Origin of the sequence: Sulfuracidifex metallicus DSM 6482 = JCM 9184 (assembly GCA_032834875.1) — an archaeon.
Classification (GTDB): Archaea; Thermoproteota; Thermoprotei_A; order Sulfolobales; family Sulfolobaceae; genus Sulfuracidifex; species Sulfuracidifex metallicus.
On sequence record CP135238.1, the window covers coordinates 2,044,962 to 2,062,954 of the forward strand.

Consider the following 17,993-nt stretch of genomic DNA (forward strand, 5'->3'; position numbering starts at 1 on the left):
ATTGATGCTATGGTTAACTTAAAGACTTTTTCCCCATTGTTAGGCATAATTCATGCTGTTTCACTGCCGGTTTCAATCATGCTTTATGCTGAATCAATTAGAATATATCTAAATGGAGGAGCAAGAATAATGATTACAAATTACCTATTGATAGATTTGGCTTCAATTACACTAATGATATACTTCATCACTCAGGTAGGAATTTTATACTTTACTTATGATATAATAAATAAAATTGATCTAGTTCAAGAGAAAAACACTAGTATCGTGACAGTAATTTCATTACTCTTCTTCGGAATGGTTATACAAATTCCTTTCATTAATCAAATAATAATTTCTTACTATTTAAATAGGGCTTTCAACAAAGTAAAGAGAAACCCTATAGACAGCCTAGTAGGGCTAGGAATAGCTAACATAGTCCTTAACGGACTAACCTCTGGATTCATGGCCAGAAAGGTTTACAGTTTCATAGAAGAGTTACAGTTTCAGCAACATCAAGATCCAAGTCAAGGAAGTTTCCCTCCCTTCTAAATAGGTAACCGTTAACGTAAAGGGATGTACGGGAATCCATCTCAGTGAATCTAGTTCTAAATGACGTAAGGAAAATTTCGATCCCATGTTCGTCGATTCCTTTATAGATAACTGGAAGAGAGACCGATTTTATTGATTCAATTATATTCACTTTCCCCTCGAATTTGGAGCTCCCTATTACTGGACTGAAGTTAATGCATTCGACTATCTTAAAGGTATAATCAACGTTCATGAAGGTGCCCTCGGAGACCCTCCTCCTCTTTAGCGTAAAGAAGGATTTACTATCGAGAGTCTCCACTTCCTCTTGATAATATGATGAGAGTGGCTTAGTTATTCCCTCCTCCCGTAATCGTCTTAATGTTTGCAAATGCTTTAGATCTGTAGAAAGAAAGTCCATATCCCTCCAAGAGTTAGAATATGCCATGCTACCCGTTATTCCCACGTTGTTTTGGAAAAAGGAAGAAAATTTAGCAGAAACGTTATCCCTAGGTTCAATCTTAAACGGATTTATAATCTCACTTTCGTCTAAGGGAACTAAAGGGACTTGAAAGCCTACTTTATCATAATATTTCAACACATTAGGGAATCTCTTCCTTACGACTTCAATAGCTTCCTTAACTCGTTTTAACTTGACACCGCCAATAAGCCTAGGTATTGCAACGGCATACCCTTCTGGATGGTCGCACCCCTTTACAACCCATATTCCCCCTCCGAATTTTAATAAAAACCCTTCGAAAACTCTTTGCTTAACCACGGAAAGCACTTTTATGTTAAGATTATTAAAAGCATAACGTCATCAAGTTGAAGATAGGTATAGTAGGAGGAGGAATAGTAGGTAGCTCCTTGTTTAGAATACTCTCAGAGAAGCACCAAGTGAAGGTCTTAGACCCTAAAGTGAAAACACAGTTTCCCACATTAATTCACTCTATGTTATTGAAAGGAATGGATGTACAGTTAGCTTTCAAGTCAAGAGAAATATATGATAAATACAAAATTGAGAGGTATCCTTTCAAGTCTTACACTTTAGGTAAAGTTGATAGCTCAATTCTCTCCCTGTGGGAAAACTACGGTGTTTCAATAAAGGAAACTGAAGTAAATTGGATAGGAGAAAAGGCGATAGAAGCTCAAGGAGGAGATTCTTTAGTTAACATTAAGCAACTTACTGATATACCAAAAGAACAGAATAAAGTAAAAATTGAACTCAAAGAGAATATAGCTAGGGTTTTTGCAAATGGAAGAGAATTAACTAGAGAGTTTGACACATTCATACTTTCAGCGGGAAGCTGGAACTCAAATATCGTAATAGGAGAGAAGATTCCTCTGAAACCTTATTATTGCTGGGCCACAGTCATGAAAGGACCTAGGCAGTTGGATAAATTCATAGTGTATGATTATATATTGGGATTCTATTCTAGGCCCTTGTTAGGAATAGGGTCTCCATTATTCATAGCGGGAGACGGAGACATAATAGAGATGGAGCCTCCTGAAGACGGGATTTTGAGGCGACCAGAAATCAAGGACATGGAGCTTGTCATCTCTAGAATAAGGACCAGATTTACGGCTAGAATGATATACATTTCCGGAAACATGTGCGAGGGAACTCCTGACATGAAACCTGTATACGGAAGGATAAAGGATAACTTGTACATAGTGGCAGGACTCAACGGATATGGAGCGGAAGTAGGACCTGGTCTAGCGCTACTTACCGCCCAATTCATAGAAAAAGGAGAGGAAGTAAAAGAATACTTAATTGATAGATTTAGAGGGATAAGGGACTTCTCTTTAGGCAAGGAACCACATGAACTTTAATTACAGCGAGATGTGTATCCTTACCGTCTCTTCATCAGAAAGTCCTGATTCCAGAACTTGCATATGGGCTTTTTGTTCCTTTTCGCATGACTCGCAGATCTTCACCACCCATGACGCAACGTGTTTCCATTCAATATAGTAACTAACTCTTCTCCAGTTATGTTTTTGAACCATCATCAGCGCAATCTTTTCCCTCCTTGTGGGAAAAACCACATATTTTGCCATCTTGATGTAAACTGGCTCATATTTGTTTAAGTAGCCTCCCTGAAGCAAAACGGAGAAGTTTGAATAGAAATCGTCTATATCACTTACTTTAACCACTTGGACTCTTCTTGTTATCCGATCTACGTAAACTGCCGCATTCCTGTAATCTTCAAAAATCGAAGAATAATCATCCCAGCTCATTTCAAGAGAATCTATTAACCACTGCATTGACCTAGAATAATGTAATACAGTTAAAACAGTTATGACGTGATGACGTGATGGTTTACCGACTGGTGAGGATCGTTTCCCTGTCTGATCAGACTACCTTTATCAGAAGGTAAAGTACTAAGAAGGAGGAGAAAGGAATAGTTAGATTATCGTCTATCAAAGGAAAGACTTCAACTGCAGTTGCAACTATTCCTGCTATTAGCCCAGGGATGGAGAATACAAGATAACCGGCAATGGTACAAAATATCAACATCCCTATAGAACCCCAGAATCCTTTGACTCTCCTCTTGTAAATGTAATTCCTTATTATCCCAGTTATTCCATCCCCGAAAGACATGAAAATCAAGGGCAAGATTGCTATGAATACATCCTTAGAGAACCAATACATTGGTTCAATAACCCACATTATAAGAAGCAAGGTTCCGAAGGAGAATGTGAAGAAAACTTCACCGTAATTTCCATGCTCTTGAAACCAGTTAAATTCCTTTTTCCTTAACTTCACGTAAAGTAGCACTCCCATTAACAAATACGAATCTATTATAGGCATAAGAGGAGAAGAGAATACAAAAGGGGATATAATAGCTACAAATCCGCCTCCCAGCATATGTATAGCTTTCCTAGCCACGTAAATTGTGGTCCTCTTTGCGACATATTTTGAAATAACAATGGTCACAAATACAACCCATAGAGCAAGACTAACTCCCCATCCAATATCGGCGAATGTCAGTAAGTTTCCTAACATTAAACCGACCATTTCCTATCTAACCTTTAAAGTCTCTGATTTTTCATGTATAACGTTGATAACATACAAGGCTGAAATCGTAGACGGATTTGTAAAACCTAGTGAAGGGGGAAGATTCACCGTACTATGTGGGAGAGGGATAGTGAAAGTGATAGACGAAAACGGAGACGACGTTAGGGATTTCAAGTTTAAGGAAGACTCTAGAACTAATAGGGTAGAGTTAATGTCAAAGAAAGCCGGAATAGAAATTGACCTCAACTCCTTGCTCTGTTTACCAAACAAGAAAGAAAGGGAGTTTGAGATAAATAGGCTTGAAGGAATGCTATACGAGGAATACGTTTTCAAGTTGATTTCTTCAAAATTTAGTGTAATTAGACAAAGAGAAGTTTTTCCTTCTTTGGCGAAATTCATAGGAAGGACATCTCATAACAGACCAGACTTCATAGTTGAGGGCAAGATTGCTGTAGAGGCTAAGGTAGGAGAAGTAAACATAGAGCAAATAAGGGAATACTCTAGATTTTTAAAAAAAGGCATAGTTGCGATAGCTTTCTACGCACAATGTTCTCCTCCAGCTGGATGGATTTGCCTACAATGGATAGTAAGTGATGGGAAAAGACTCCTTTCATATATAGAAAGCTTATTATCTAGATGAATAATGAGCACAAGTGAATATAGGTTCACCCTTGTTAGAAGGATCCAAGAAGCTTCTCTGGTTAGGAGGAGGAGAATTAGGAAAGGAAATGGTAATTGAGGCACAGAGATTGGGAGTTGAAACAGTAGTGGTAGATAGATATGATCTAGCTCCAGCTATGCATGTAGCCCATAGAAAATACGTAGTTGACATGTTAGATGGTAATGCTATAAAAGCTATCGTAAGAAGGGAAAACCCCGATGCAATCATTGCCGAAATAGAGGCTATAAATACAGACTCATTAGTGGAACTTGAAGACGATGGCTTTAGAGTGGCACCTAACGCTAACGCTGTGAAGACTTGCATGAATAGACTTGGATTGAGAGATTTCGCTGCAAACAAGCTAGGTCTTCCAACTACTAGGTTTCATTTCGCTGAGGACGAAAACGAGGTCCTCTCAGCCTGCAAAGACGTAGGATTTCCATGCCTTATAAAACCTGAAATGAGTTCCAGCGGTCATGGCCATGTCTTAATAAAGAGCCTAGAAGACGTAAAGAAAGGTTACTTAGAATCAATATCACATGCCAGGGGAAAGAGTAAGAAAGTAATTGTAGAAGAATACGTAAAAATTGACACAGAGCTGACAGTCCTAACTTATAGATCATTAACAAGTGAAGGCAAGGCATTCATAGGTCAATATGAGCCAATAGAACATAGAAGGCCCCTCGTATTATTACGTCGAGTCATGGCAACCTTCAACTGTAAAACAGGAGGTACTAGAGAGAGCCAAGGAGATAGGAAAAAAGGTAGTAGAGGGATTTGGTGGTCTAGGAATATACGGAGTTGAAATAATAATTAGTGGGGACAGAGTACTCTTCAGCGAGGTATCACCTAGACCTCATGATACTGGACTTGTAACGTTGGCTAGCTCTGACATCAGTGAATTTCAGACTCACGTTAGGAGCGCCCTAGGACTTCACACTCCAAACATCAAGTTAGTTTCCCCGGCGGCGTCCCACGTTATCTTGGCTGAAAACTCAAAGTGGGCTCCTAGATTCCAAAACGTAGATAAGGCCCCTCGAAATTCCTAATGTTCAAGTAAGGTTATTCGGAAAGCCTTCAACGTATCCTAAGAGAAGAATGGGCGTCATCATAAGCACTGCGGAAACTGTAGGGGAAGCTCTAGAAAAGGTAAGAAAGGCGTCGGCTCTGATCGTTGTTAACTAATGTTGTGAATTTCTTTTAATTGTTCTATAACCTTCTTCACCTTTTCCATTACAAAGGGAGTTGATGCTGTACCACAACAATCATGTAATGTTTCAAGCTCCATCTCCTTTATTCCAGCTATTTCAGCTATTGACAGCGTCCAAACTCTAGCTGTAGCATCATAATTATATCCTCCTCCCCCTGTCATTATTAACCTTCCATCAGATAATTGATGAGCTAACTCGTGAACTTTTCTCACCACATGCAGATAGCCGTTTGTACTTAACTTCAACTCTACTAACGGATCTCCAAAATGCGAGTCCCCACCTACCTCTAAAACGATTAGATCTGGTTTATATCTGAGGATAGCAGGGTAAACTATCTCGTCGAATGCCATAATATAGGCGTCATCACCAGTGCCAGGCGGAAGAGGAACATTGATTGTAAATCCTTTGCCCTTACCCTCTCCCACTTCATTGACACTTCCAGACCCTGGGAAGAAATTAGCATGATACATATGCATGGAGATCTTAAGCGATTTATCATCGTCGTAAAGAAGAGACTGCGTCCCATCGAAATGATGCCCATCTATGTCAAGTATAACTATTCTATTGTATTTCTTTTCGGCTTCTTTCGCCACTATTGCAATGTCATTAAAAACGCAGAAACCTCCAGCAGAGCTTCTCTTGGCGTGATGAAGTCCTCCTCCTATGTTAATAGCATGAACAAAGTTGCCTGACTCAATTTCCTTTAAAGCCTTTAGGTTTCCCGCTACTCTAGCTAGAGAAGCCTCATATATTCCTCTAAATGCAGGTGTATCTCCATCGTCTAACATACCGTGTCCTCTCTCGCTCATTCTCTTTACCACGTTAATGTAATCCTTACTGTGAACTTGTAAAAGCACTTCCTCATCTATAGGGTCAGGTTCCACTTGTTTTATCTCATGAAACAGACCTAACTGGTCGAGAAATTTCTTGGTTAAACTTTCCCTTATTGACTTAAACGGGTGATCATCTGGAAAAGAATAATTGTAATAAAGGTCACTCCATACAAAAACAGTTTTGTGTAACAACGAAGGTCTCATTAGTCTTTTAATTGTGGTTTAAAAATACTTTATCGTGTTTCAAATGTCTGCAAAAGAGCTAATCTCGGAAGTGAAATTAATTGTCTCACCTAATGACCGTCTCTCTGAAGTTATTCCAAAAATGAAAGAAAATAACGTGTGGACCGTCCCCGTATTAAAGGGGAAAGTCTTAGTTGGTCTACTTTCCTATAAGGATTTATTGTCTAGACGAGTAAGTCTAGACTCTAAGGTTTCATCCGTGATGTCACCTACTATTTCTTTAGATGAGAATAGTGATTTTACTAAAATAATAGGAAGATTCTATACCACCAAAGCAAGGGTAATCCCAGTAATAGATAATCGAGGAAGTTTGAAAGGAATGATAACTAGAGAATCAATATTGAAGTACTTACTAGATCAAAAGAAGATTCCTGAAAATGAGAAGACCAGAAAGTACATGTCGTCTCCGCCCAAGGTAGTTTCACCTAACGAAAGCATAGCTAAGGTTAGATGGATAATGCTAAGAGATAAAATTTCTAGATTACCAGTTTTAGATGGAAGCAAACTTGTAGGTATAGTCACTGTCAGAGATGTGGTCAATTCTCTTTATTCAGTAGTAGATAAAAAGAAATCAAGTATCATGACCGAGGAGGAAAGGATAATGGCTATGTGTATAAAAGAAATAATGAGATATCCCGTAGTAACCGCTAAGGCTAACGAATCTCTTAAGAACGCTTTAGAGAAAATGCTCAAACATAATGTTTCTGGATTGCCTCTGATAGAAGGAGAAGAAGTAGTAGGGGTAATGAGCGGAATTGATGTAATAAATTCCGTTGCTGAGTCAATGCAACTTAGCATCCCAATAGATGCAAAAATCCCTATGGTAATAAGGAAGAACTCAGAGCTGAAAAGTGAGATAGATTCTATAGTTGAAAGATACTTGGCTAAGCTGGAGAAGATCTCTGACATTATAACTTTCAGAATCTCGTTCAAAGAAGAGAAGGGAGCTAAGAAAGGGGAGAGTTCTGTATACATGGCTACAGTTAGGGCTGTAACCAAAGAAGGAGAGTTCATTGCTAAGGATTCAGATAGAGATCCAGTAGTTGCTGCAAAGAGAGCAGTAGAGAAAATCGAGTCTAGAATTATAAGGAACTTAAAGAAATTAGAGGACAAAAATAATAAGAAAGACAAGGCAGAAAAGGCTTGAAGGTTGGAATAGTTCAACCACGTTCAAAGGAAAATGCCATTAAAATGACAGAGGAAACTCTGAAGGAAGGAGCTGAAGTCGTGTTATTGCCTGAAAAGTGGGTTCCCTCTTTCGATGACGTACCTCTCCCAGAATTTCAGAAGTTAGCAATGAAGTACACCGCAATGATAATTCCAGGGGCATTCGAGGATGGCGTCTCAGTAATCTCTCCCATAGTTGACAGAAACGGCAACGTCAAGGGTATAGCAAAGAAGGTACATCTATTCGGAGATGAAAAAGGGAGGCTTTTCCCTGGAGAGGAGTTAGTGATAACAAACTATAATGGCGTAAAAATAGGAATAGCCATATGTTACGACGTAGATTTTCCAGAGTCAATTAGGGAGCTTTTCCGAAGGGGCATGGAAATGCTCTTAGTACCTTCTAAAATTAGGAAAGAGGGAATCGACATCTGGAGAGCTTATCTCATGATTAGAGCTTTAGAGAACAGAGTTGCCGTAATCAATGCCAATGCATTCAATCCACCTAATTACCCAGGAATGAGCATAGCTATAGCACCCGAGAACGATAATGGAATTGTAAGACCAATGATATTGGCGGATATGAAGGAGAATGAGGAATGGAAGGTAATAGAAGTAGATACACTTAGATATATGCAAATTAGATCACAGAGACTTGAAGAATACATAGATCCTAAGGTAAAAGAATTAAGATAAAAACACTTTTATACCGAACTATCTATTTCATATCATGGTATGGAAAAGAACCATAATGGCCAAGGCTTTAGAGAAAGCTGGTCATGCCTCAATAAAGGTTGAGAACTCCGTAGTTTTTGTTGCAAATGTAGACGGTAAATTAATTGGAATGGATGCAGTATGCTCTCATGCCAGATGTATACTTGGAGAATTAGATAAGAACGCATTAACGGTTAAGTGCCCTTGTCATCATGCGGTCTTTGATCTAAATACTGGAAAGATGCTCGAACCTCCTTACGTGGCTCCCGATGCACCCAAAGAGAAATTGGGACTTAAACTTATCCCTGTGAGAGAAAACAATGGCTGGATAGAGGTAGACGTCGAGTAATATTTTTTACTTTTGATAGTTTAATTATTAAATTTATGTTTTTTCTAATTTTTCCGATTGAGTAATTTCATATGAATTAACTATTTAAAAGTCCAATAGATGATTAGAAAGATGAGGTCACTTTCCATCTTATCAAATTATCCGCAATTGAAGAACGCAGTGATGTTGGCTGAAAAGGTAAGTAAGGAAATGGACCTAGAACCCGTAATTATGCCACAGTTAGATGATAATATATTGAATAATATAGTTAAGGACATGGAATATAGATACTCTGATATTTTCAACGAATACAAGTATACCAAAGATCTTTTCGTTAGGAAGGTACTGGAAAAGGAAGGTAAGGGTGAAAAGAAGAGTAGTCTAACTAATTTTCCATACTACGTAGTTCCTTTCTCTAGTAAAACCGTGGTTAGAATGATAGGAGAGGATCAGATACCTGCACATGGAGTGATATTAAATGGAACCGTAAGGTTATCTTTTCTACCTTATGAGAGCTACTCAACGTTGGAACAGAGAATTAACAGCAAAGAAGAGGACGACGTAGTTGTCACCTTCAAAGATGAAAAGATAACTAACTTCGAGCGTAAAAGAAGCATTTTCATAGAGCCAAATTTAGTGACAAAGATCCTCTCCTCAAAGGGGGCGATAGAAGGTTCGTTATGGACTTCTGTAGAAACACTATTAATATTTCCTATGATTAATATGAACGTTTACGACGATAATGTAGTTGAAATAATTATGGAAGACGAGATCTCATTTAAAATCGAGAAAGGAAAAGCCACTAGAGACGACGTAAACATAGGTAACACTGTAGATTTAGAGGAGAAAGCAAAAATATATTATGATCACAAAACTAAGAAGAATTTACAAAAAGAAATAATAATTAAAGCTCTTATATCTAAGTTACCTTAGCCTGTATCTACAGTATGAAAACTTTGTTACTTAATTTAAAATAGCCTACAACGAAACCATGCTGATTTATTTTCTCACAATACCAATATTTTACATATGAGAACTAGCTGGTTAATAGGAGGAGCCCAGGGGACTGGCGTTGATACTTCGGCACAAATTTTCGGAGACGCAATGGCATCTATGGGATATTACGTATACGGCAACAGAGAGTATTATTCAAATATAAAAGGTAGACATAGTTACTTCAACGTAACCATAAGCGACAAGAGAGTTAACAGCGTATCTCAGATGATAGATGTAATGGCTACTTTTGATGCGGAGACGATATTCCAACATTTTGAGGAAGCTAAGGGAGTTTTGATATATAACACTTCAGTGAAGTCAACCAAGGCATCTGCGGTAGTTAGCATGGAACCTGAGGTAGCCCAGAAAGTAGAGTCTAGACTGAAGGAAAAAGGCTTGGGGGAGACTGTAGAGGACGTGGTCAAGTTCGTTTCAGAGAGAGGAGTCAAGACTATAGAGATAGATTACGACGGAATAATGAAAGAAATATCCACTAAACTTCACTTACCTCTTTCAGTTATTGAAAGAGTTAAAAACACGATAGCAATAGGAGCTTCTGGGAAGGTATTGGGTGTAGATAAAGCATTTCTGTTAAATTCCATAAAGAAAACTTTTAAACAGGAGACGTTTTACACAATGAACTCTGCTGCAATTGATCTAGTTTACGATAAAGTAGACAAATTATACGACTTGACTTCCTTGAAAAACGGAAAGAAAAGAGTTCAAATCGATGGAAATACGGCAGTTGCTCTAGGGAAAATATACGCAGGAGTGAGGTTTCAAAGCTACTATCCAATTACGCCTGCAAGTGACGAAAGCGTATACCTCGAGGCACATCAAGAAGTTATGATGAAGGACCCTAAAACCGGGGACAAAAGGAAGGGAACAGTGGTTGTGGTTCAAAGTGAAGACGAACTTGCTGCGATAAATATGGCTATAGGAGCTTCTTTAACGGGAGTAAGGGCAGCTACTGCAACTTCTGGACCAGGATTTTCTTTAATGGCTGAAGGAATAGGATGGGCAGGCATGAACGAGGCAGCGGTGGTGATAACGTATTACATCAGAGGAGGACCGAGTACAGGTCAGCCTACAAGGTCATCTCAAGCTGACCTTCTGTTTGCCCTAAACGTGGGACACGGCGAGTTCCCTAGGATAGTTATAGCGTCAGGCGATCACGTGGAGGCCTTCAGAGATGCTGTATGGGCTTTTAACTTAGCAGAAAGGTATCAGACTCCTGTAATTCATTTGGTAGATAAAGGATTAGCAAATGCATACTCCATATTTGATGAGGATGAATTAGATCTAAATTCTTTAAAAATTGAAAGAGGAAAACTAGTGTGCTGTCCAGCAGAGGGTTACAAAAGATTCGAGATTACGAAGGACGGAATTTCTCCTAGAGTGCCTTTGGGAGAAGCATTAATGATGTATAGCGGTGATGAACATGACGAGGAAGGTCACATTAGAGAGGAGTCGGAGAACAGAATAAGAATGTATGAAAAAAGAATGAGGAAGCTGGAGACTGCGGACGCTGAAATTCCTGAGGAGGAAAGGATCAAGACATACGGAGATATGGATTCTGAAAACGTAATTTTAACGTGGGGTTCTCCAAAGGGTACAGTACTAGATGCGATAGAAGAACTAAAGAAAGAAGGAATTTCACTGGGCGTTGTTCAGGTGAGAATGTTCAGTCCTTATCCAAAAAAGATTATGAGCAAGTTGCTTTCAGGTAAAAGGATAATTGATATAGAGAACAATTACTTAGCCCAGTCAAATGAGGTTCTAAAGTTAAACACTGGAATTTCGGCTGACTCTTTTATACTAAAATGGAACGGAAGACCTATTATGATGGATGAAGTAATTAATGCATTGAAACTTTCTCTCAAAGGTGAGAAAAAGGTGATATTAAATGCAGGAGCATAAAGTGGAGTGGTCGGACTGGTGCCCCGGTTGTGGTAATTTCGGCATATTAAGTGCTGAACAGCAAGCTATAACCGAGCTGGGGCTTGACCCTAAAAAGGTAGTAATAGTATCAGGAATAGGTTGTTCTGGAAAAACGCCTCATTTTATGAGATTACCTATATCTGGAGTTCATACCCTTCACGGAAGAGCTATGGCTTTCGCAACTGGAATTAAGTTATCTAATCCACAATTGAAGGTTATAATAAACGCTGGGGATGGAGACCAGCTTGGGATAGGAGCTGGGCATTTCGTGAACAGCGGTAGAAGAAACATTGACATGACGTTAATAATTCATGACAATGGAGTATACGGATTAACTAAAGGACAAGCTTCTCCTACCCTTAAACTTGGATTGAAAACTAAATCTCTACCTAAGCCTAACATAAACGAGTCCATAAATCCATTAGCTGTAGCAATTGCTAGCGGTTACACTTTCGTTGCTAGGGGTTACGCCTATGACGTAAAACATTTGAAGGAATTGATAAAGCAAGCTATATCCCATAAGGGGCTAGCCCTAATTGACGTGTTACAACCATGTCCTACTTACAACGATTTGTTTACTAAAGAATATTATGATAAAAGGATTTACAGGCTGGAAGAGGTTAAAGGATGGAATCCTAACGTAACAAAAAAAGAAGAAGAGGACGAGAAGATTGCAATAGCTCTAGAGAAATCCCTTGAATGGGGAGACAGAATACCAATAGGCGTTTTCTATAAAAACGAACTACTGAGCACTTTTGAGGAGAGAATAACCGAAAGATCTCCCTCTTATGCTGACAATATGCCAGCACATCAAATAATTGAAGACCAAGGTAAACCTACTACGTTGATAGAGGAGATCTTAAAGGAAAAGGAAGTATAGTAAGCTTCCATTAGTGACTTTCTTTTTTTGGAAAATATTTTAAGATATTTTCTTTTATACTTTATGATAATTATAAAATATTTAGCTATTTAAATTTTATTCATTATTTTAAATATGGCTTAAGTATTTTCTATTAAATAAGACAGACATTATACAAATTCGTGATTTCGTAAACTATACCAAGACTGACGCGGGATCAAGAGCCTTTTTGAGGATTTCGAAAGACCTAGTCAAACGTAAGGGTACTTCCCTATCTGCAAGTATAGTTCCCGTTCCTAGAAACGCTAGACCCCTTACTCTAGAGAGTAGAGTTAACTCGTCACCTAGTCTAGAGTTCAAAATAAAAGTAGATTTCAAAAACGGCATTCCTTTAGTGGATTCACTATAATCCCTAGTAACTTCGTTAACAGCGTCCTTAAATCCACCGAAAACCGCATAGCATTGAATTTCCTCGCTTAGACTATCGCAGATGACTCCCCAAGGTCTCTTTCCTGAAACGGCTAGCTTGAAGGAATCCTTAGGATCTACCTTCACTACTTTTATCGATTCTGGCCTCTTGATTACCTTAATTGTCACGTCTAGATAAACTCCTAGCTTACCCAAAGAGCCAGATAATACTTTCCAAATTTTATAGCCACTGGAAAACTTAGTTGTAACTCCACCAGATCTAATAATTTCCCCTAATCCAGTACTTATAGTTGCACCAAGTAGTATGTCCTTTGGTAAACCAAACCAAGTAGAGTAAGGTGAAGGAAGATTAAGAGAAAAAAGACCCCCTACTGACCCCCAATACATGTGAGGGATCATATACCCTTTTGAAAATAAGAACGATTGTAACTCCTCAAAAGAGGTCCCAGCCCTCACCTTCACATATTGATCTGCCTCGGAAAACTCCAAAATCCCCTTAATGTTCCTTAGTGATAAAACCTCATCTGCATCCATCTTAAGTCGGTTACTATCTAGACCGCGTACGGAAATTTTTCTCTTCTCTTTAGAGGCTTCAGTGAAAACTCTAGAAACTTCCTCGTAAGTAAATGGTTCTAAAATCTGAATGTTGGACAAGGTATTTTTAAATAGTTTGATCTAGTTTAAAAAGTACATACATGTCGCTGGCGGATGAACTTGAGAGCATAGTTGGCAAGAAATGGATTGTTCGCGGAGAGGAGGTTTCATTGTTTGGCGTGGACGGATTTACAGCGTTCAGAGGGGAACCCTCAGCTGTTGTTTTACCAGGTAACGAAGATGAAGCCGTGGCTGTAATTAAAACATTAATTAAAAATAAGAAAAAGATAATTATAAGGGGGTCCGGAACAAGTCTCAGCGGAGGATCAACTCCAGTAGATGGAGAAATAGTTGTAAGTCTGTCTAGGCTTAATAAAATAGAAGAATATCACGGAAATGAGGTAATTGTTGGCCCCGGAATAGCAAATATCATGGTTTCTAAGAATGCACCATCTTACCTCTTCTATGCTCCAGATCCAGCAAGCTACTCCGTATCTTCTATAGGGGGAAACATATCCCATGACTCAGGAGGAATTCACGTTGTAAAGTATGGGCCTACTTTCAACAGCGTGTTGGGATTAAAGGTGATCCTTCCTAACGGAGAAGTGGAAGATCTACTCTTCCACGAGACCGCCATGAACCCGGTTTCAATATTTATAGGTGCAGAAGGGACTCTGGGCGGAATATTAAAGGCTAGGCTTAAATTATTTCCAAAGCCGGAGTCAAGAGTATCATTAGTAGCGACCTTTGACAGCCTGAGGAATGCCGGGAAAGCCGTAGTAGAAATATTCAAAAGAGGTGTTGTCCCCTCGGCATTAGAGATGATGGACAGAAATATTATTTTTGCGATAGAAAAAAGTAGATATAAGGCTGGACTTCCCGACAGCGAAGGACTATTATTAATTGAATTTGACGGTGAGAAAAAACAAGTGGAGATGGAAGCTAAAGTTACAATGGATACTATAGCGGCTTCTTCAGGAAAGATTGTAGACCCTAGAGGTAAGATTAATCAGTTCTGGAATGCAAGAAAGGGAGCATTCCCTTCAATGGGTTCAATATCGCCTTCATATATAACCCTAGACTGTACCGTACCTAGGAGCATGCTTCCAGACGCTCTAGAATCTATACAGAAGATTTCGAAAGAAAGAAACATATTTATTGCAAACGTATTTCATGCAGGAGACGGGAACCTACATCCATTGATACCGTATAACCCCCAAGACAAGGAATCCCTTATTAAGGCTCTAAAGGTTGGTGAAGAGATTTCCAAGATAGCGATTTCAATGGGAGGCGTTCCGTCAGGCGAACATGGAATAGGAATAGAAAAACTTAAAATGGAAGAATATTATTACAATAAAGAGGAAATTAATGTAATGAAACGAATAAAGGAAACTTTCGATCCTGAGAACTTGTTCAACCCTTGGAAGATGTTTCTTCCAAACAAGCTACCTAGAGAAGACCAAGTACTAAAGGTGATGTGGGAGTGGGAATGATAGAGAGTAACGCTGAGGGAGAGATCAATAAGTGCGTGCACTGCGGTTTCTGTCTGGAATCGTGTCCAACGTATGTGATAACTAGATCCGAGGTTCATTCCCCTAGAGGTAGAATAATGGAGGTCAAGCTGAACTTGAAGAGTGATGGAATTGACACTTGTATGTATTGTAGAAGATGTGAAATAGCATGCCCAAGCGGAGTAATATACAGTAGAATTATTACATCTGCAAGAAAACCAGACGTTTTTAAGAAAATAATGTTAAAAACATTAGAAAAACCCAAGTTACTTTACGTGGCAACTAAGGGAATTATGAAGGGAAATGGAGAGTTCTCATTAAGGATAAGGGAATTCATAAAACAAGTGAATCTGCCTCTTGAAATTAACGAGAAGAACGCGAACCTTTACGTTATACCGGGATGCATAATGTCGACGTATTTCCGAGATACCGTGAAAAACGTAGTCTCCTTCCTTCAAAAGAGTGGATTTAGAATTAAGATCATAAACGGATGTTGCGGTTTAGCACACTATTCTGAAGGAGAGGTAAAAGGAGGAGACATTTCGCTAAATGAGCTTGTTAAAGACCTAAGGGAAAAGGAAGCTATTTGCCTTTCCTCTAACTGCACTGCCCATATGAGAGAGAAGGGAATTAAAGTAATGGACTTATCTGAGTTCTTGATAAAGACTGGAACTAAGGTAAATGTAGGTGAACCATTCGTTGTGCATTATCCTTGTCATGCTCACTTAGATGGACTTTCAATTTACCTTGAAGATGCTATAAAGGACAAAGAGAACGAGATGGAAATGGAAGATCCTTCATTTGAGTGTGGGGCTGGTGGTGCATTCTTTTTATTTAATAAAGAGATTTCAGACTCAGTCATAGAAGAAAAGAATAGAAAGGTCAGAGCTAGTAAAGCAAAAGTTGTAATCAGCACAAATCCATCTTGTTCCTTAGCTTTAAGAAAAAGTGGACTTAGAGTAGTTCACTTGGGAGATCTATTACATTAACTCTAGAATGAGTGCCCTTTTGCAAAGTGAGAAATATGCTTTCTAGATTTGAATAGTCTAGACTGAGGCTATCACATTACGTAATATCAAGGTCAACTCTTAATAAAGGATATTTTTCAAGAGTCTAGACTGTGATACTAACAGTCATTAATCAAAAAGGAGGAGTAGGAAAAACCACTACCTCGGTAAACATGTCATATTTACTCTCAAAGAAAATGAAAACTGCACTTCTAGATCTTGATCCTGAAGGAGGCTCTACAGTATCTTTCGGAATCAAGAGAGAACAGAGTGAACTTAAGTTAGGTTCCAAGAGTATAAACATCTTTAACGTAGAAGTTTTCCCTGCTAGCGTCGGGCTTCTAAAGCTAGAATTAGCAGGCGATATCAACGAAATAACCAAGGACATAAAGAGGATTTCCGAAAACTATGACACACTTGTAATAGATACTCCGCCTAACTTAGGTAAGCTTGCGGTATCTGCTATGATTGTAGCAGATAAAATAATTTCCCCAGTGACTCCTCAGCCATTATCCATTGAGGCAGTCAAGAACCTTGATTCCAGACTCACTAGTTTAAAAAAAGGCGCTTACTCTTTTACGAACTTCTCAAAGAAACCGGTCACGCTAGAAGGTTTATCTTCAGTTAAGTTCGTTACGGTAGGCGTTCCACAGTCTAGAGTTTTCATAGAGGCTTCTAGACTCGGAGTGCCGGCATTGAGATATGAAGAAGTAAGATCTAGAAAGTCCAGACTACAGTCTACCTTCGAGAGTCTAGAAAAGGCGGTAATAGAATGAGCGAACTGGACTTCCTACTGGGCAAAAAAGATACCCAACCGACAAAAGAGGAGACAAGGACAAATGATAATGTACCTGAAAATGTAAATGAAAAGTCAGATTATACAAAAAATAAAATAAAGCAAAACATAAATGATGAACCTAAAAAAGATAATATAGAATCTATAATGTCGAAATTTCTAGATCGAGATCCAAAGATAGGCATTTGGAGTTTTCCTTCTTTTATGTTACTCCAATATCTATATAATACAGTTCCTGGGTTTAAAATGAGCAAAGTTGCAAAAGAAGCATTGGAAATAGGATTAAGAGAGATGTACCCTGAGCTATTTAAGAAAGCGGAAGAGTTATATCATTCTCGCATGTTAAAGGAGTAATACCAAAGGAACGTATTACGTTACATATAAGAAATAATTTTACATAATAATAAAAATATATAATGATTGAAACCTACATTTCAGATAATACTGGTCAAACTAGATAATAATAAAAACATCTACATTTTAAATACATTTATGAAATTTGTACTCAGAATTAAGGAGGAAATACCAAGAGACAGATTAAAAGAGCTAGGATTTGATGGAATAATTGAAAAGGATGGAAATACGTTAGTCATTTATGATAAAGACAAATTAAAATTAGAGATTACAGATAAACCGGAAAACGTTGAAGATAAGGCGTTAGTTCTATCGAAACCCTATTATAGAGCTAAGGCCAAGTTTGTTATATTAAGATATATGCCATTGAGTATAAGAGAAATACATCAGTATAAATCTCCAGTTCTAATAGATGGAATAAACGACATTTCGCTATATCCAAAGGTAGAATCAATGAAACCTTGGGGTATAATAACTGAAGACAAGAACTTTGTAGATATGATTAGGAAGATAATAAACAAGTCTAAATGAAATTAATAATGATAACGTCATCCTCGCTCTCTACACTCCAAATGGGGTAGTAACTTTCAAGCCTCACAGATCTAATGAGGTAAGTTTTGAGGAATAATTTTTTAAGATTCTAAGAGATTAGTAATTTGTCACCCGGTCATAGTAGGCGGGAAAACACCCGGACTCATCTCGAACCCGGAAGTTAAGCCGCCTACGTTGGTAGGGCAGTGGATTCCGAGAGGATCCGCAGCCCTGCCAAACCGGGATGGCTTGGATTTCTACATGTTTTGCTTTAAATTGATCTTTAGATTGATAA

General features: G+C 38.5%; 19 protein-coding genes, 1 rRNA gene and 1 pseudogene. 16 read left to right on the forward strand and 5 right to left on the reverse strand.

The window, feature by feature from the left end; translation table 11 throughout:
* Window positions 1-9 precede the first annotated feature (9 nt).
* Window positions 10-531 carry a hypothetical protein gene (locus tag RQ359_RS11025; protein ID WP_054837632.1) on the forward strand — a complete coding sequence of 174 codons (522 nt, stop codon included), beginning with the start codon at window positions 10-12 and terminating at the stop codon, window positions 529-531.
* On the opposite strand, the gene RQ359_RS11030 is transcribed toward RQ359_RS11025, so the two are convergent.
* On the reverse strand, window positions 467-1,285 hold the full coding sequence (locus RQ359_RS11030; protein ID WP_054837633.1) for a hypothetical protein: 819 nt from the start codon (window positions 1,283-1,285) through the stop codon (window positions 467-469). The genes RQ359_RS11025 and RQ359_RS11030 overlap by 65 nt on opposite strands.
* A 47-nt stretch (window positions 1,286-1,332) precedes the next feature.
* On the opposite strand from RQ359_RS11030, the gene RQ359_RS11035 reads away from it, so the two are divergent.
* Window positions 1,333-2,340 carry an FAD-dependent oxidoreductase gene (locus tag RQ359_RS11035; RefSeq protein ID WP_457921214.1) on the forward strand — a complete coding sequence of 336 codons (1,008 nt, stop codon included), beginning with the start codon at window positions 1,333-1,335 and terminating at the stop codon, window positions 2,338-2,340.
* Here RQ359_RS11035 and RQ359_RS11040 read toward each other — a convergent pair whose 3' ends face one another.
* Together RQ359_RS11040 and RQ359_RS11045 are read right to left on the reverse strand one after the other, a co-directional pair.
* The gene (locus RQ359_RS11040) at window positions 2,341-2,772 is read right to left on the reverse strand and encodes a hypothetical protein (protein ID WP_054837635.1); all 432 of its coding nucleotides are present in this window, start codon (window positions 2,770-2,772) and stop codon (window positions 2,341-2,343) included. It abuts the gene before it with no gap.
* 88 nt (window positions 2,773-2,860) lie between these two features.
* The gene (locus RQ359_RS11045) at window positions 2,861-3,514 is read right to left on the reverse strand and encodes a phosphatidate cytidylyltransferase (RefSeq protein WP_156016458.1); all 654 of its coding nucleotides are present in this window, start codon (window positions 3,512-3,514) and stop codon (window positions 2,861-2,863) included.
* Between the two features lie 55 nt (window positions 3,515-3,569).
* On the opposite strand from RQ359_RS11045, the gene RQ359_RS11050 reads away from it, so the two are divergent.
* Together RQ359_RS11050 and purT are read left to right on the forward strand one after the other, a co-directional pair.
* The gene (locus RQ359_RS11050; protein WP_156016457.1) at window positions 3,570-4,166 is read left to right on the forward strand and encodes a hypothetical protein; all 597 of its coding nucleotides are present in this window, start codon (window positions 3,570-3,572) and stop codon (window positions 4,164-4,166) included.
* Window positions 4,167-4,179: 13 nt separating this feature from the next.
* Window positions 4,180-5,372, forward strand: a pseudogene (gene purT / locus RQ359_RS11055) (formate-dependent phosphoribosylglycinamide formyltransferase).
* On the opposite strand, the gene RQ359_RS11060 reads toward purT, so the two are convergent.
* Complete coding sequence (locus RQ359_RS11060) at window positions 5,365-6,435, reverse strand: acetoin utilization protein AcuC (RefSeq protein WP_054837637.1); 1,071 nt, start codon at window positions 6,433-6,435, stop codon at window positions 5,365-5,367. The pseudogene purT and the gene RQ359_RS11060 sit on opposite strands and share 8 nt — an antisense overlap.
* Before the next feature lie 43 nt (window positions 6,436-6,478).
* Between RQ359_RS11060 and RQ359_RS11065 the strand changes: the two genes are divergently transcribed.
* From RQ359_RS11065 to RQ359_RS11090, 6 genes are all read left to right on the forward strand, one after another.
* The gene (locus RQ359_RS11065) at window positions 6,479-7,621 is read left to right on the forward strand and encodes a CBS domain-containing protein (protein ID WP_156016456.1); all 1,143 of its coding nucleotides are present in this window, start codon (window positions 6,479-6,481) and stop codon (window positions 7,619-7,621) included.
* Window positions 7,618-8,334, forward strand: a complete 717-nt coding sequence (locus RQ359_RS11070; RefSeq protein WP_054837638.1) for a carbon-nitrogen hydrolase family protein — start codon at window positions 7,618-7,620, stop codon at window positions 8,332-8,334. The genes RQ359_RS11065 and RQ359_RS11070 overlap by 4 nt, the downstream gene beginning before the upstream one ends.
* Window positions 8,335-8,368: 34 nt before the next feature.
* On the forward strand, window positions 8,369-8,701 hold the full coding sequence (sdx, locus tag RQ359_RS11075; protein WP_054837639.1) for a sulredoxin: 333 nt from the start codon (window positions 8,369-8,371) through the stop codon (window positions 8,699-8,701).
* 111 nt (window positions 8,702-8,812) lie between these two features.
* Window positions 8,813-9,613, forward strand: a complete 801-nt coding sequence (locus RQ359_RS11080; RefSeq protein WP_157042893.1) for a hypothetical protein — start codon at window positions 8,813-8,815, stop codon at window positions 9,611-9,613.
* A 96-nt stretch (window positions 9,614-9,709) separates the two neighbouring features.
* Window positions 9,710-11,596, forward strand: a complete 1,887-nt coding sequence (locus tag RQ359_RS11085) for a 2-oxoacid:ferredoxin oxidoreductase subunit alpha (protein ID WP_156016455.1) — start codon at window positions 9,710-9,712, stop codon at window positions 11,594-11,596.
* On the forward strand, window positions 11,583-12,497 hold the full coding sequence (locus RQ359_RS11090) for a 2-oxoacid:ferredoxin oxidoreductase subunit beta (protein ID WP_156016454.1): 915 nt from the start codon (window positions 11,583-11,585) through the stop codon (window positions 12,495-12,497). The genes RQ359_RS11085 and RQ359_RS11090 overlap by 14 nt, the downstream gene beginning before the upstream one ends.
* A gap of 174 nt (window positions 12,498-12,671) precedes the next feature.
* Here the strand turns inward: RQ359_RS11090 and RQ359_RS11095 are convergent, their stop codons facing one another.
* A complete protein-coding gene (locus RQ359_RS11095; RefSeq protein WP_054837641.1) occupies window positions 12,672-13,559 on the reverse strand; it encodes an FAD-binding oxidoreductase in 888 nt (295 codons plus the stop codon).
* Between the two features lie 41 nt (window positions 13,560-13,600).
* Between RQ359_RS11095 and RQ359_RS11100 the strand changes: the two genes are divergently transcribed.
* From RQ359_RS11100 to rrf, 6 genes are all read left to right on the forward strand, one after another.
* Window positions 13,601-14,992, forward strand: coding sequence for an FAD-binding oxidoreductase (locus RQ359_RS11100; protein WP_156016453.1), 1,392 nt, complete (start codon window positions 13,601-13,603; stop codon window positions 14,990-14,992).
* Window positions 14,989-15,999: a (Fe-S)-binding protein gene (locus RQ359_RS11105; protein WP_457921270.1), complete on the forward strand. Its 1,011-nt coding sequence runs from the start codon at window positions 14,989-14,991 to the stop codon at window positions 15,997-15,999. The genes RQ359_RS11100 and RQ359_RS11105 overlap by 4 nt, the downstream gene beginning before the upstream one ends.
* Window positions 16,000-16,130: 131 nt before the next feature.
* Complete coding sequence (locus RQ359_RS11110) at window positions 16,131-16,793, forward strand: ParA family protein (protein WP_338116968.1); 663 nt, start codon at window positions 16,131-16,133, stop codon at window positions 16,791-16,793.
* Window positions 16,790-17,167 (forward strand): hypothetical protein, encoded by a 378-nt coding sequence (locus RQ359_RS11115; RefSeq protein WP_054837643.1) that lies wholly within the window; start codon window positions 16,790-16,792, stop codon window positions 17,165-17,167. Before RQ359_RS11110 ends, RQ359_RS11115 begins: the two co-directional genes overlap by 4 nt.
* Before the next feature lie 138 nt (window positions 17,168-17,305).
* Window positions 17,306-17,698, forward strand: coding sequence for a hypothetical protein (locus RQ359_RS11120; protein WP_054837644.1), 393 nt, complete (start codon window positions 17,306-17,308; stop codon window positions 17,696-17,698).
* Between the two features lie 128 nt (window positions 17,699-17,826).
* A 5S ribosomal RNA gene (rrf, locus tag RQ359_RS11125) occupies window positions 17,827-17,946 on the forward strand.
* Window positions 17,947-17,993 lie beyond the last annotated feature (47 nt).

Bases quoted from the DNA above. Each gene is read 5' to 3' on its own strand.
- RQ359_RS11090 (WP_156016454.1), top strand. From the start codon at position 11,583: ATGCAGGAGCATAAAGTGGAGTGGTCGGACTGGTGCCCCGGTTGTGGT.
- RQ359_RS11085 (WP_156016455.1), top strand. From the start codon at position 9,710: ATGAGAACTAGCTGGTTAATAGGAGGAGCCCAGGGGACTGGCGTTGAT.
- RQ359_RS11060 (WP_054837637.1), bottom strand. From the start codon at position 6,435: ATGAGACCTTCGTTGTTACACAAAACTGTTTTTGTATGGAGTGACCTT.
- sdx (WP_054837639.1), top strand. From the start codon at position 8,369: ATGGTATGGAAAAGAACCATAATGGCCAAGGCTTTAGAGAAAGCTGGT.
- RQ359_RS11080 (WP_157042893.1), top strand. From the start codon at position 8,813: ATGAGGTCACTTTCCATCTTATCAAATTATCCGCAATTGAAGAACGCA.
- RQ359_RS11065 (WP_156016456.1), top strand. From the start codon at position 6,479: ATGTCTGCAAAAGAGCTAATCTCGGAAGTGAAATTAATTGTCTCACCT.
- RQ359_RS11045 (WP_156016458.1), bottom strand. From the start codon at position 3,514: ATGTTAGGAAACTTACTGACATTCGCCGATATTGGATGGGGAGTTAGT.
- RQ359_RS11100 (WP_156016453.1), top strand. From the start codon at position 13,601: ATGTCGCTGGCGGATGAACTTGAGAGCATAGTTGGCAAGAAATGGATT.
- RQ359_RS11105 (WP_457921270.1), top strand. From the start codon at position 14,989: ATGATAGAGAGTAACGCTGAGGGAGAGATCAATAAGTGCGTGCACTGC.
- RQ359_RS11025 (WP_054837632.1), top strand. From the start codon at position 10: ATGGTTAACTTAAAGACTTTTTCCCCATTGTTAGGCATAATTCATGCT.
- RQ359_RS11120 (WP_054837644.1), top strand. From the start codon at position 17,306: ATGAAATTTGTACTCAGAATTAAGGAGGAAATACCAAGAGACAGATTA.
- RQ359_RS11115 (WP_054837643.1), top strand. From the start codon at position 16,790: ATGAGCGAACTGGACTTCCTACTGGGCAAAAAAGATACCCAACCGACA.
- RQ359_RS11040 (WP_054837635.1), bottom strand. From the start codon at position 2,772: ATGCAGTGGTTAATAGATTCTCTTGAAATGAGCTGGGATGATTATTCT.